Origin of the sequence: Pseudomonas sp. GWSMS-1 (assembly GCF_049847425.1) — a bacterium.
Taxonomy (GTDB): domain Bacteria; phylum Pseudomonadota; class Gammaproteobacteria; order Pseudomonadales; family Pseudomonadaceae; genus Aquipseudomonas.
In genome coordinates, this window is sequence record NZ_JBMHHV010000005.1 from 11,729 (window position 1) to 24,842 (window position 13,114).

Annotated in this window: 14 protein-coding genes; 7 read left to right on the top strand and 7 right to left on the bottom strand. The window is 55.5% G+C overall.

What is annotated here, in order from left to right; translation table 11 throughout:
• Position 1: 1 nt before the first annotated feature.
• The 3 genes from istB to ACEPAJ_RS03385 form a co-directional block, all read right to left on the bottom strand.
• On the bottom strand, positions 2 to 736 hold the full coding sequence (gene istB / locus ACEPAJ_RS03375) for an IS21-like element helper ATPase IstB (protein WP_011544393.1): 735 nt from the start codon (positions 734 to 736) through the stop codon (positions 2 to 4).
• Positions 730 to 2,289 carry an IS21 family transposase gene (gene istA / locus ACEPAJ_RS03380; protein ID WP_169865975.1) on the bottom strand — a complete coding sequence of 520 codons (1,560 nt, stop codon included), beginning with the start codon at positions 2,287 to 2,289 and terminating at the stop codon, positions 730 to 732. Before istA ends, istB begins: the two co-directional genes overlap by 7 nt.
• 188 nt (positions 2,290 to 2,477) lie before the next feature.
• Positions 2,478 to 2,696, bottom strand: coding sequence for a helix-turn-helix domain-containing protein (locus tag ACEPAJ_RS03385; protein ID WP_099539851.1), 219 nt, complete (start codon positions 2,694 to 2,696; stop codon positions 2,478 to 2,480).
• 99 nt (positions 2,697 to 2,795) lie between these two features.
• Here ACEPAJ_RS03385 and ACEPAJ_RS03390 point away from each other — a divergent pair, with 99 nt between their 5' ends.
• The gene (locus ACEPAJ_RS03390) at positions 2,796 to 3,851 is read left to right on the top strand and encodes a hypothetical protein (protein WP_011544396.1); all 1,056 of its coding nucleotides are present in this window, start codon (positions 2,796 to 2,798) and stop codon (positions 3,849 to 3,851) included.
• Here ACEPAJ_RS03390 and ACEPAJ_RS03395 read toward each other — a convergent pair.
• From ACEPAJ_RS03395 to ACEPAJ_RS03410, 4 genes are all read right to left on the bottom strand, one after another.
• Positions 3,787 to 4,092, bottom strand: coding sequence for a hypothetical protein (locus ACEPAJ_RS03395; RefSeq protein ID WP_143568759.1), 306 nt, complete (start codon positions 4,090 to 4,092; stop codon positions 3,787 to 3,789). The genes ACEPAJ_RS03390 and ACEPAJ_RS03395 overlap by 65 nt on opposite strands.
• A 296-nt stretch (positions 4,093 to 4,388) precedes the next feature.
• Positions 4,389 to 5,096 carry a Crp/Fnr family transcriptional regulator gene (locus ACEPAJ_RS03400; RefSeq protein WP_003090707.1) on the bottom strand — a complete coding sequence of 236 codons (708 nt, stop codon included), beginning with the start codon at positions 5,094 to 5,096 and terminating at the stop codon, positions 4,389 to 4,391.
• Between the two features lie 81 nt (positions 5,097 to 5,177).
• Positions 5,178 to 5,750 carry a hypothetical protein gene (locus ACEPAJ_RS03405; protein WP_021219115.1) on the bottom strand — a complete coding sequence of 191 codons (573 nt, stop codon included), beginning with the start codon at positions 5,748 to 5,750 and terminating at the stop codon, positions 5,178 to 5,180.
• Positions 5,747 to 6,973, bottom strand: coding sequence for a sterol desaturase family protein (locus ACEPAJ_RS03410; RefSeq protein WP_003090706.1), 1,227 nt, complete (start codon positions 6,971 to 6,973; stop codon positions 5,747 to 5,749). Before ACEPAJ_RS03410 ends, ACEPAJ_RS03405 begins: the two co-directional genes overlap by 4 nt.
• Before the next feature lie 212 nt (positions 6,974 to 7,185).
• On the opposite strand from ACEPAJ_RS03410, the gene ACEPAJ_RS03415 reads away from it, so the two are divergent.
• The 6 genes from ACEPAJ_RS03415 (at position 7,186) to ACEPAJ_RS03440 (ending at position 13,104) form a co-directional block, all read left to right on the top strand.
• Entirely contained in the window at positions 7,186 to 7,878 is a 693-nt protein-coding gene (locus tag ACEPAJ_RS03415) for an SDR family NAD(P)-dependent oxidoreductase (protein WP_021219117.1), read from the top strand.
• Between the two features lie 410 nt (positions 7,879 to 8,288).
• A complete protein-coding gene (locus tag ACEPAJ_RS03420) occupies positions 8,289 to 9,266 on the top strand; it encodes a hypothetical protein (protein ID WP_250164720.1) in 978 nt (325 codons plus the stop codon).
• Positions 9,267 to 9,303: 37 nt separating this feature from the next.
• The gene (locus ACEPAJ_RS03425; protein WP_017246483.1) at positions 9,304 to 10,332 is read left to right on the top strand and encodes an IS30 family transposase; all 1,029 of its coding nucleotides are present in this window, start codon (positions 9,304 to 9,306) and stop codon (positions 10,330 to 10,332) included.
• Between the two features lie 2 nt (positions 10,333 to 10,334).
• Positions 10,335 to 10,784: a hypothetical protein gene (locus ACEPAJ_RS03430; RefSeq protein ID WP_232854150.1), complete on the top strand. Its 450-nt coding sequence runs from the start codon at positions 10,335 to 10,337 to the stop codon at positions 10,782 to 10,784.
• A gap of 500 nt (positions 10,785 to 11,284) precedes the next feature.
• Positions 11,285 to 12,550, top strand: coding sequence for a DUF1302 domain-containing protein (locus tag ACEPAJ_RS03435; RefSeq protein ID WP_425913565.1), 1,266 nt, complete (start codon positions 11,285 to 11,287; stop codon positions 12,548 to 12,550).
• Positions 12,551 to 12,567: 17 nt separating this feature from the next.
• Positions 12,568 to 13,104: a DUF1302 family protein gene (locus tag ACEPAJ_RS03440; RefSeq protein ID WP_425917918.1), complete on the top strand. Its 537-nt coding sequence runs from the start codon at positions 12,568 to 12,570 to the stop codon at positions 13,102 to 13,104.
• Positions 13,105 to 13,114 lie beyond the last annotated feature (10 nt).

Genomic DNA, 13,114 nt, shown 5'->3' on the forward strand with positions numbered 1-13,114 from the left:
ATTACGCCTTGGCAGCCGACTTGCGCAGAGACTCGCCCTTGAGACTGATGCGGTGTGAGCGGTGGACGATGCGATCCAGAATGGCCTCGGCCAGCGTGGCGTCGTTGAACATGCTGTGCCAGTGCTCAGTAGGGAATTGACTGGTGATGATCAGCGAGCCGGTCTGCATGCGCTGATCGACAATATCCAGCAAGGTATACCCCACCGTGGGCTCGACCGGAGCCAGCCCAAAGTCATCAAGGATAAGCAGGTGAGCCTTGCTCAAGGCTGTGCGGTACTTGGGCAGAGAGCCGTCGCCAATGGCGATTTGCAGTTCTTCATAGAGTTTCGAGGCGCTTTTGTAGATCACCGAATATCCTTGCCGGCAGGCTTGGCTACCAAATGCGCAGGCGAGCCAGCTCTTGCCTGTGCCGGTAGCTCCGGTTAACAGCAGATTCTGTTGCTGCCCAATCCAGGCACATCCCGCCAGACCGGCGATCACTTGTTTATCCAGGCCGCGACTACTGCGATAGTCCACGTCTTCCAAGTGAGCGGCATAGCGCAACTTCGCCTGCTTCAGTAGCCGAGACAGTTTACGGTTCTCGCGTTCGCTGAGCTCACGATCCACCATCAGGCCCAGGCGGTCATCAAAGGGGAGTTCCTGCATGCGCGGTTGCTCAAGCTGGTCGCGGTAGGCCTTGGCCATGCCGGACAGTTGCAGCTGCTGGAGTTTGTTTTGAGTCTGCAGGTTCAGCATGGCGAGTGATCCTTTTCATCGGCAAAGTAATGGGCACCACGCAGGTTTTCGTGAGCGGGTGTAGAACTGGGCAGAGCTTTCAAGCTAGGTCGCTTGTCGGGCTGCTCGCGCAAGATGGATTGCAGACTTTTCAAGGCGAAGGTCTTGATGGTCAGCGCATAGGTGCAGGCCTCCTCCAGTCGGGCATCACCATGTAAACGAGCCTCTTTACGCAAGGCGCTGGCAGCTTTGTGCCCGTTGGCCACATCGGTACGTTCGGTCAGGTGATAGTGCAGGTGACGCAGCAATGCAGGCCCGACGCGCTCGCCCCAAGCCAGTAGTGCTGCGGGCTCGCTGTCGGCGTAATACTGGTGGTTAGGCGGCCGGTGCTCCGGTTGCATGCTGATACCAGATACAAACTGACGGGCATGGCTGCTGACGCGTAGATGGTTGTGGAAAATCTCCACCACCACACCCGTAGCGCGCACATCCACTTGCTGCTGCACCAATCGGCTCGGTACGGAGTAGTGGTGGTTGTCGTACTCCACTAGGTAGTCACTACGTACCCTCACCTTGAAGCGCCAATCGGCATGCTCGTAAGCGTGGATCGGCAGCGACTGGAGCTCAGGCTGCTCCACCTCGACGAACAGGCTGTGCCGACTACTGCCTGGCTGGCGTTTGAACGGGCGTTTGTTGAATGCTGGTAGCAACTCCAAGATGGCCTGATTGAGCTCCGCCAAGCTGAAGAAACGGCGGTGGCGTAGGGCTGCCAACAGCCAGCGCTGAACAAGCTTCACTCCGGCCTCTACTTTGCCCTTGTCTTTGGGTTTACGCGGGCGGGCCGGCAGGATGATGGCCTGATAATGGTGGGCCAGTTGCTGATAGATCAAGTTGAGTTGGACTTCATCCTTGCCATGCTTGATCACCGCCGCTTTGAGGTTGTCGGGAACCAGTAGACGGGGCACACCCGCGAAGAAATTGAAGGCTTGCACATGGCAGTGCATCCAATCCTCAATGCGTTGGCTCCACACGGCGCAGGCGAACGTGTAGCTGGAATAGCCCAGCACGCCAACAAAAATTTGCGCCTGTCGAGACTCCGATTGACCGTCCAGATAGATCGGCATGGTCTTGCCGGAGAAGTCTAAAAAAAGTTTGTCGCCAGGCTGATGCAGCTGCCGCATTGATAATGGTTGCTGTTTCAGGAAGTTGCGATAGCTTGCCGTGAATTGCGAATAGGCGATGCCGTCTGGCTCGGTAGCCCGCCACTCACGCCATAGCAGTTCTAGGGTGACGCTGGGGTTGCGCATTTCCGCATGCACCCAGTTCCAGTCAGGACAGGCTTTCAAGCGAAAGCCGTTGAACGGCTTGATACCCAAGTGGTCATAAAGCTGCTCGTCGCTCCATCCAGCAAGCTGATCCACATTGAGGTGGACGTTTTCCAGGTGGCGCAGTAAGCGCTTTAGACTGTTGCGAGAAAGCCCAGTGCTATGAGCGACTTCGCGTGTTGATAGACGTGTGCCATAGTGCAAGCGAACAGCTTCGCGCAGCAGGCGCGGCTCAATCCTGACTCTCATCCATACTCCTTCGTACCACCGTGGGTGGGTGCTGAACGGCAGGCAATACCTGCCCCTCGGCCTTGACAGCCGATAGAAGGACGCTGAGAATCCACAGGCGTTAAAGGTGCTTGCGTCATCTAGAAAAAGGCTCGGAGTTGCTGCTTCGGGCCTTTTTTGCGTCCGTTGTTTTTGTGTACCTACATGGACTAATCGATAACCTGACTCCCTATGGTTGTGTGCGGTTCAACGGTTGTGGCACCGGCTACACCAGCCTGCGCGGCCAACCACCTTTCGACTTCCTGCTTGAGGAACAAGCGTCTGCGGCCGACGCGGAACGAAGGCGGCATCGGTAGGCCCATGCTCAGCCGGTTGCGCGCCGTATGCTCAGAAACTCTGAGAATTTGGCTCACCTCCATAAGTGTCATCGTTTCCACCGTTATCCCCTTGCCTGAGCTGCAATATCCCGATGCCACATGCTAGGTAGTTAGTGGATACTTAACTACTAGCCAGATTGGACACTTGATTTGCCGCTCTACCTGGACGATGAACTTATCGAGACCTTCGTATACGAGGAGGTCGCCGTAGCGTTGTGGGCCATTCATCTGCACGCCGAGGATGTGGCTGTTACCCCGGCCCTCGCGTTGCGCTTAATTCGGCAATATCTCCAGCCGCTGATCCCCCCTGGGCATTGGCACGTGCTCAATCAGAAACAGCCCGTAACGTGGAATCGCATCTGGATGATTAGCTCGGAGCTGGCTTCTCTGCTCGGTCAGATCAACGATCCGATGCTTTTCGAGATAGGAATTGCCATCGAGCTGATCCATTCGCACACAACCCTACCGCCAAGGGAGTACACCTTTCCGACCGTCATTGAGGTCACCTACTTTCTCAGCATGTGTGGGCAACTGAAAATCCCAGTGCAAAGTCAGACTCGTCTAGACAGGGAGCAGCGAATCAATCCGTTCAACTTTTGCTCGCTGTGCTGGCGGCAACCATTACTTGGGAGAAAGCTCTGCGCGCATCACTCACCTGGTACACCACTCATGTCAGAAGGTGCAGATAAACGTGCTGCAGCGGCGCGCTACAAGTCTGGAGTTCGCCAGAAAGAGCAGTTCGACAAAGCCGTGAACCGCATCCTGACCAAGGAGGTGACGGAGTTCCATGAAGGCTTATTCACCCCCGTCGTGCTATTTCCCGAACAGGATATTGCTGCTTGGCTAACTGAGCGCCGCCCATCGCTTTGGCAATTGCTTGGTGAGCGGCAGCAGGAGTTCAACGATGGTAATGCCGTGGGCATGCTGCTTGATCTACTGCACAGTCCTAATGGGCTGTCATCTAAGGCCTATCAGATTTACCGGCAGATCAATCGGCACCTGCAAGAACATCCGAGACTGATTTGGCCAATGCTCATACGGGCCGAGGGGTGGCACCGGTGCCGAGAAGAAGTGAGGGCGCAATGGGGCGGCAAGCGCACTGGTGCAGGGCGCCCCGTGCAGCCAGCCACCGAGCCGCCAGCTACTTCGTCATGTACCGATCAACAACCGGACGAAGATCACGGTTGCGCTGAGCATAAGTCTTGATGACCTGCTGATAGATCCCTACATCCGAACCTGGCAGCGCATGCTGCACCTCGAACACCTCCTGACCCAAAGCCTTCCACTCAGCAATCAGCTCAAAATCTGGCTGCGCCTGCTGGCTCTCCGCATGGATCAGATAAGCTAGGCTGGCGTTCAGAAAGTCGAGTGTATCGTCGGCACTTTCTAGAAGTCCCAGACATTGGCTGTGGGTCAGTCCCAGCGCTTCGGCACCAGGTAAAAGCATTAGCTATCTCCTCTGCGTAATTCTGGTCGCTCATCACCGGTAGCTACCGACCCATAGCAGCCATTGGGAACTGGCAGAAACCGGCCAAAAGCAGTCTTTGATTGGTGACCAAGCGGCCCTCGTGCGGGGGCAGTTATTAGGCCCAAAGGTCTCTAGGAAAGCCGGGGCTATTGATAGGGCCGGTTCACCTCTAGCATTGTGGTCAGGTGGTACTGATGAAGTCAGGTGGTGAGTCCACTCATGATCAACAGCGATGCACTCGGCCCTGCGAAAATTACATCGAGATTAGTGCCGGCTCAGTTAGCCGCGTGCTCAGAAAGCCCAGCTGGATCAATTACTCGAATATGCCGAAAACCGATCTTAATCAGTCCCGCCTTTTCCAGTTGTTTTAGCAGCCCGTTGATAGTCTGGCGGGAAGAACCAAGTATGGAGGCTAAATCCGCCTGAGAAACATTCAAAATAACTTCCTCAGAGCCTGTTGCCGGTGGTTGCAGCAACAACAGTTCTGCTAAACCTGTACGCAGCCGTTGCAGCGGCACGATCATCTGGCCATCGGCAAAGTGCCGCATAAAAGCGGCATAGCGCTTGGCAATAAAAAGTGTAATTGCCTTGCAATAGAGAGGTTCCTCTTCAAGGATTCGCTCGAATTGCTGCAGAGGCAGCATTAGTAATTGCACATTGGTATCGGCGATCACAGCCACATCGGCCTTTTCGCCTGTAATCAGGGCGAGGAAGTTGAACCAAAATCCTCTCTCGCCAATCATATAAAGCTTCTCCTCACCCTCGAATAGCAGCCGCGAAACCCGCACGCGCCCCTCAAGCACTACTGAGGCTGCAGTCGGTCGGCTGCCTTGGGCAGTGATCACCTGCCCTTTGCGATAGTGGCGCAATACGGAAGACTGGATGATTTTGTCTTGCACTTCCCCCGGCAAGCTTGCGAACCAGTCATCTGCCTCGCGCAGGCGGTAGATTGTCTGATGGGCTGCGTCATCTATGTTTTGCATTTGGAAACCTTGGAAACATCGATGTTGGGTCTTAACCACATTCGACAGTTTCCCAAGATATGGGATGCAGGGGAAGCCGAATTAACGGCTCGCAGCTAACAGCGGCACCACCCTATCCCGGTGCAGCAGCAGCAGGGCTAAAGACAGCAAGTAGTGCAGCCATTGGATGCCAGATAGCGGTCCGAGCATCTCTTCACCGGTTGCACCGGCCGCTAGACTAACGATGAACACTAGCGCCGCCCCGAGTGGCATTACCCGCCGCGTCACTAAGGCTGTGGCACAGATTAACAAGACAGAGCCAAGAGGCACCAGCATGCGCCAGGTGTCAAATCCCGACACGCTAATCACCACCCCGAAGCTCCCAACCAAGAGCGCGAAGCGCCCTGCGGCCGTGATGCGCTGAGCAACAGAGTCATCTGGCCAGCGCAGTGCAATGACCAGCAGCGGGAAACCTGCGCTGGCGGCAACCAGGCCGGTAAAGCGATGTGGGCCGGCGAACAACTCACCATACTGGTAATGCAGTGTACCAATCGCTGCCGCCAGGCCGATCAGGCCGCAACCAATGGCTAGAGCAGGGCGCTGGCGCAGCTGGACAAAGGCAATGGAAAAGGCAACCACAGCCAAGATCAAGTCGGAAATGGCATCGGCATTCATTGGGAAGTCCACAAAGCAGCAGGTTTGAAGGAAGTGCGGCTGAGCCATGCAGCGCTGCCTAGCATTACAACCAATAACATCAGCTTGAGTGCGATGGGCATACTAAAACCGAACCAGTCAGGTAGAGCAGCAAAGGCAATGCCCAGTCCTATGACACGGCACTGCTCAAAACGCCGTGCATTGGCACGTCCTTCCAATAGTGACGTGAGAGAGATTGCCGAAATGGCAAAGCCAGCGGCGTAGAGTGCCAGTAAGGTCTTCGGCAAGGTGTTGAGTAGCGTCAGAAAATGCATGAGGAACAACATTGCAAGCACCTGATGCACTACCGCATAGCGTTTGACCGCATCGGGTGTACACGGATCGTAATACTTAAACTGCGACGGCTCGTAAGGCTCGCTCGCCTCATCGTGCCAGCCACCAGGTGGTGCCAGCCAGACGCCAAGTTTAGCCCGCCAGCCCGGGGTGGCTTTGGATTTCTGCCAGAGCTCAATGTAGTAATGCATGTTGCCCCAGAATGGGTTAAGGCTCTGCAACGGTGTGCGCACGCCGTAGATGACCTTCTCGTCCTTGCGCTCCTCGGCGAAGGTACCGAATAGGCGATCCCAGAGAATCAGAATGCCCCCGTAGTTTGTGTCCATGCAGTAGTCATTTTGCCCATGATGGACGCGATGGTTTGAGGGTGTGACGAAGATGCGATCAAGCCAGCCCAAACGACCAATTACCTCGGTATGCACCCAGTACTGGTAAAGCAAGTCGATCAGCAACACCCCGGCAAACACGCTGGGCGGCACACCGGCCACTGCCATCGGTAGATAGAATATCCAGCCCAGAAGTGCGCTCGTCGAGGACTGGCGTATGGCTGTTGCCAGGTTGAAGTACTCGGAAGAGTGATGCGATACGTGCCCGGCCCACAGCAAGCCAATTTCATGGTTCATACGGTGATGCCAGTAGTAGAAAAAGTCGTAGGCCACAAGGGCTCCGACCCATACCCACAGGCTATCGCTAGGCAAGGTCGTGGCGCGGTAGGCTTCGAATACCAGAGTGTAAACGCCCAGTTTCGCCAACTTGGTGAACGCCCCAACCACCTGGCTCAATAGACCATATTGGTAGCTGCTGATGGCATCAGGTATGGAATACGCCGCTAGCCCGCGGCGGTGCGCCAGCCATGCTTCCAGCAAGGTGGTGGTTAAAAAAATCGGTATGGCAAACACGATCAGATTCATTGCGCGCGATCCTTTTCTCTCGACTCAAGAAAGTTGAGCGGCTGATGGCTTTCAGCGACTCAGCGACCAGGCAAGTTAGCACTCTTGACTGTGCCCACTTGTCGGCTCGGCGACAGGTTCTGCACGGCAATAGTGGCAACCTAGCTGACCACTCGTGCCGGGGCTCAGTGCTCAGTGCAGCCCTGGTGTAGTCCACTTCAAGGAGAATAAGCGTGAGTAAAGTAGTCGCAATTAGCGGTGGATTCGGTTGTCTAGGTATAGCGGTAGGCGAGGCGTTCGCGGCCAATGGTTGGCGGGTGGCCCTGATTGATCAGGCCAGCGTGCCGCGACCCCTGGCCGACACGGCGCGCTCTGAAAAACTGCTTATCGGCGCGGTCGATCTAACCGATCTGCACATGGCAAATTGTGCAATGCAGCAGGTGCAGCAGCATTTTCAAGGATTAGATGCGCTCATCAACGTGGCGGGTGGTTTTCGCTGGGAGACCATCGAGGGCGGCGATCTTGCGACCTGGGATTTGATGTATCAAATGAACGTGCGCACTGCCGCAACGGCTAGCATGGCCGCGCTGACACACCTGAAGAAAGCCGAAGCCGGGCGCATTATCAACATTGCAGCCGGAGCGGCCAGTAAGGCCAGCCTAGGCATGGGGGCCTATGCTGCAGCAAAGTCCGGGGTGATGCGCCTTACGGAGGCGTTGGCCGAAGAGTTGAAAGATCAGCGCATCACGGTCAATGCGATCATGCCATCGATCATCGATACCCCGCAGAACCGCCTCGATATGCCTGATGCGGATGCCACCCGCTGGGTTACGCCAGAGCAGGTCGCTAATGTGATCGTATTTTTAGCCTCTCAGGAGGCTAGTGCAATCACAGGTGCAGCTATCGCTGTAAATGGGCGGTGCTAATTTATTAGGCCGGCTGTCGACATAGCAGAGTGGCTGCCTAGAGCCGTTCTTCTCACCCAGGGTTCGCCCGATCCTAATGATCCTAATGATCCTAATGATCCTAATGATCCTAATGCGGCATGCGTGGCCTATGCGTGGGGAACTGACTGGTGTTGCCGGCGGAGAGCTAGCAGCCCTCGGTAGCAGGTCCCAAGTCCTTAGGGTCGACCACCACATACTTTGCCAAGGCGTGTGTCCGCAGCAGTTGTAAGCGACAACATTAGAAAAATACGCGCTAGAAAACCGCCCTATCCCTTGTGGTGCCCACACTATTTCGCTGCCTGGATACGGTATCCAAAATAAGGTTTGAATCCACCGATAAGGAGATGACCTTGAAGCCCTCATATTGGCTAACGTCACAAGTTTTAGCGATGACCACTCTAATCCTGGCGGCCTCGCCTTCTCAGGCTAACTGGGATCAGGCGAATGCCTTCGAGGAAGGCCAGCAGCGTGTTGCCATCGGTAAGGATCCAATGCCAGGCCCTCGTTCGTGTTTTTGGCGCTACGGCCCGGTCAGTGGTGACCCCTACATCAACATCGCCTTCCCTGACGCCGGAACATTCTATTGGGGAGCAGCTTTCTCGGTGCCGAAGGGCGCGAAGCTGCATTTAGAGGGCAGTTTTCCGCATGCTCGCTATATGTCCCTAATCAGCTATGACCGTTTGGGTGCTCCTCTCGACTCAGTGGCCGACTACCTGATCGCGCCGAAGCCAGGTGCTAGCAACCCATATCTCTTCGGTGCAGACCGCAACAGTAAACAGCGCGGCTATAAAATCGAAGTGGTTAGCGAGCCGTTGAGCACTCCTATTCCATGGGGCGTTTACCAAGAAGCCAAGACCCGCGACAAGATCCATGCGCCTGGTCAAGCCGAAAACGGCCAGCAGCAACTGATTTATCGGATCTACGCAGGGGACAAAAATACCGACGAAACAGCAGGTTCCGGTCTGCCAACTCCGGTACTCACTCTCGCTGATGGCAAGGAGCTGCGCGGACAGGATGTTTGTGCCAGCTTGAGTAGCTTCCAGCCATTGTCGTTTGATCAGGCAGCCCTGGCGACCCCGCGTGAGTACCTCAATAAACTGACGGAGGTGGCCAAGGCGCGTGGCGGTCCGGCCATGCCGGCCAGTAACCCGCCGACCTGGAGCAAGAGTTCGGAAAGCATGTCGCGTTATGCCATTTACACCGGCGACAACACAGTGGCGAGTGGTACCAATAAGAAAGACGGGACCTTCTTTGCCAACCTCGACAACCAGTATGTGCGCACCTTTATCAACCGTAAGCACGGCGAGGTTTTCGTAATCCGCGCCAAAGCACCAACTACGCCAAAGACCGGCGGCCGCGAAAACTGAGTGCAACACCTGACCTTTCCGGTACGGTGCTGCCCCTATGTCCTATTCCGAACTCAGCGTTGAAGAGCGCGCGATCATTCAGCTCAGTCAAGCTCAAGGCTTCACCCTGCGCGGCATTGCTCGCCTGATTGACAGGTCGCCCTCGACCATCAGTCGAGAGCTGAAGCGCAATCGAGGCAGTAGTGGTGCTTACTCGGCCCGCTGCGCCCAGCGACAGATGAGCATTCGGCGCCAGGTTTGTCGCCCTAAGCGCAAGCTTCTGCCGGGCAGTGAGCGCTTCGAGTTGGTGACCCATATGTTGCGTGAGCGTTTGTCTCCTGAACAGATTGCCGGCAAGCTGCGCGGCATGAACATTCCCAGCCTCAGAGATGCCTACGTCTGTCGAGAGACGATCTACAACGCGATCTATGCCTTGCCGGTCGGCGAGCTGCGCAAGGAGCTGATCATCTGCCTGCGCCAAAGCAAGGCGACGCGCAGACCGCGCTCTGGCGGCGTGGATCGGCGCGGCCAGATTCCGGAGATGGTCAGCATTCACGTGCGCCCGCCAGAGATCGAAGACCGGCTGATGCCGGGGCATTGGGAGGGCGACCTGATCAAGGGTAAGGCCAACGCCTCGTCGGTAGGCACGTTGGTGGAGCGCACCAGTGGCTACCTGATGCTGGTGAAGATGAACGACGCAACGGCGACCTCGGCGATGGAGGGCTTCAGTGCAGCGCTCAACGGCATGCCGCTGGCGATGCGCAAGAGCATGACCTACGACCAAGGCCGGGAGATGGCGCGGCATGCTGAAATCACCCAGCAGACCGGGGTCGCTATTTATTTTTGTGATCCGCACAGCCCATGGCAGCGCGGCAGTAACGAAAACATCAACGGCCTGATCCGCCAGTACCTGCCCAAGGGGACTGACTTGTCGGTACACAGCCAGGAGCAACTGAATGCCATCGCCCTGCAACTGAATATGCGCCCCCGTAAGCGCTTCGATTTCAAATGCCCGATCGAAGTCATGGGAGAGGTGATGCAGGAAGCCTTGGCTATGCGGCATGATGCTCCGGCTTCAATTCAATAACCGTGTTGCACTCAGCTCCTGCAACCGCCACCTATAACGGCAACACCAAGTTTGAAGATGGTGATCTGCGCTACTGGTCGTGGTGCTCTCAGCAGGGCTACGCATCTGGTCGGGTCAATAAGTGTCTGTTCGATGAGCAGATTCCGGTGGACGCTAACGGCTACTACACCTTGGTACTTAGTCGCGAAAGTGACCGCCCACGCAATGCAATCAACGAGTGTGGTGTGTCCTGGTTGCCAATCGCGGATGTGGGCGACGGTACCGGTGATCCGGATCTGAGTTTCCTGGTTCTGCGCAACATGCTGGGCCGTGGTGAGTTCAAACACGCAGTGCAGAATATTAAGTCGCAAGAAACTATCCAGCAGGATATGGGCGACTACTTCCCGCGTGCTCGCTACACCACAGTTTCTTCGTTCGAGACGGCAGTTCCTTGCCAAGTAGAGAAACGTTAAGTGGCTTAAAACAATATAGCTTCTTGGTCGTCGGCGGGGTTCCTGATGTTTCCAGAGCCCTGTCGCGATTAGGCTGGCTGGCGATTAATTTAATTTTTTCGTGGATAATTAAAGCTTTCAAGTTGCTTGTTTTTTATTGCTGTTTTTTACGCGTAAAGATTTTTAATTTGAAATGAAAAAGCTGTTGGTAGTTGTCGATTACTTAATTCGTCACATAGCTCTAATGGTGTCTGGATTTTCGGTGAGACCTTGTGGGGTTAGTGATGGCTATTTCAGGTAAGTGTTCAAATGACGCATTTGGCGCTCGCTGGTAATAATGCTATTGGCAGCCGCTAGAGATATGTTTGATTCGTGTTTTTATAAGCAGCAAATTAATCTGGTGCGATATCCATAATCGCCGATTAAATAGAAGTAAATATAATAAAAATAGGAGGCTGTTTCGTGAGATTTGAAAGAAGTGAGTCCGGCCTGATTAATCCGTTGTTGTTGAAGATGACAGCTTGCATAACCCGCTAGCGCTCATGATTTCACTGCAGGCTCAGGCGGGTGAGTTTGCATTAGGTGAAATCACGGGGCGCGCCAACGGTAGCATCAGTGTGGGTGGAATCTGGAATGCTGAGAAACCCGATTCAAACCTGATTTTTCAGGGTAATGCTGATCATATCGGCTACGGCTCGGCTGGTGAGTTCAACCCTTCAGGTGCGCGTAACGGTGATGACGGCCGCCTGAATTTTCGTAAGCGCAATTTGGTGTCTTCACCGATCACCCTATTGGCGGAAACCGAGTTGAACTGGCGTAATTATGGGGTCTTTCTGCGCGGTAAGGCCTGGTACGACTACACCTTGAACAACCGTGAGGTCGACCATGGCCATTCAGCCAATGGTTACCAGGTGGGTGCCAAGCTCAACGATAGCGGCTTCGACGATCTGGCCAAGTTCCAAGGCGTTGCCTTGCTGGATGCCTATGTATTTGGTGACTTCGAAGTCGGCGAGCGACCGTTGCACTTACGCGGCGGTAATCAGGTAATTAACTGGGGCGAGGGGTTGTTCTTCCAGAATGGCCTCAACTCGATCAACCCAGTGGATCTTGCCGCGTTACGCCGCCCGGGCTCTCAGTTGAAGGAAGCTCTACTCCCGGTGCCACTGCTCTTCGCCAACTTCGGTATCACCGACAGCCTCAACCTTGAGGTGTTTTACCAGTTGCAATGGCGTGAGACCGTTCTGGAAGGTTGCGGTACCTACTTTGCTAGCAACGACTTGATCCAGGATGGATGTTTCGGCTTGGCCAGGGGCGGTATTGCTGCCAACCCTAATGATGAGGCTGGTTATGCCAAGGGCCTCTATGTGCATCGGCTGGAGGACGACGAGCCATCTGACAGCGGTCAGTTTGGTATGGCCATGCGCTATTTCGCCGACAGCATAAGCACCGAGTTCGGCGCCTATGCCATGAATATCCATTCGCGCACCCCGCAGAACCGCGCGCGCACCGACTTGCGCCCTGCGGTTGGAGCGGGCTGGATCGCAGGTCAGGAGGCCACCAACGCCAAGTATTTCATGGCCTTCCCCGAGGACGTCCGCATCTTCGGTCTTAGTTTTTCCACCAGCCTCCTGGGTGCCTCAGTGTTCGGCGAGTACAGCTACCGTCCGAATCAGCCCGTGGGGCTTTCCCTCGGCGACACCATCCCGAGCACCTTCGGCAATCCCAATCTACTCATTCCCGGTGCACCGCTGGCAGGGGAGATGAAGGCTGCCGCCCCGGCTCGCTGATCAATGGTTATGACCGCCTGGAGGTGTCGCAGCTGTCACTTGGGTTTATTAAGAGCTTCCCCCGAGTGTTGGGCGCGGATGGTCTTGATGTAACCGGTGAGGTCGCGATGAAGTACATGCATGACTTGCCGGCGCTGAGTGAGCGTCGTTACGGGAAAACCGAGGCATACGGCAGCAACATGGCTGATGGCCAGGGGATTGGTTCGCCAGGCTGCAACGCTGGGGTGCCAGAGCAAAGTTACAAAAAAATCGGTTGTAGCCGTGACGGCTTTGTCACGGACCTTTCCTGGGGCTATCGCCTGCGTGCCCAGTTGAATTATTCGGGTTTGCTGGCCGGGGTCAACGTATCGCCATTTATGACCTTCGGTCAGGACGTAAAGGGCTGGTCCCACGACGGTAACTTCGTCGAAGACCGACTGCTGGGTTCGCTGGGGGTAAGGGCTAGCTACAAGCAAAACTATTCGGCCGAACTGTCCTGGTCTGGTACCGGTAATACGCCGCTCGTAGTGACCGACCGTGATTTCGTCGCGTTCAACCTGCGCATGGGCTTCTGATCTCGAGGTA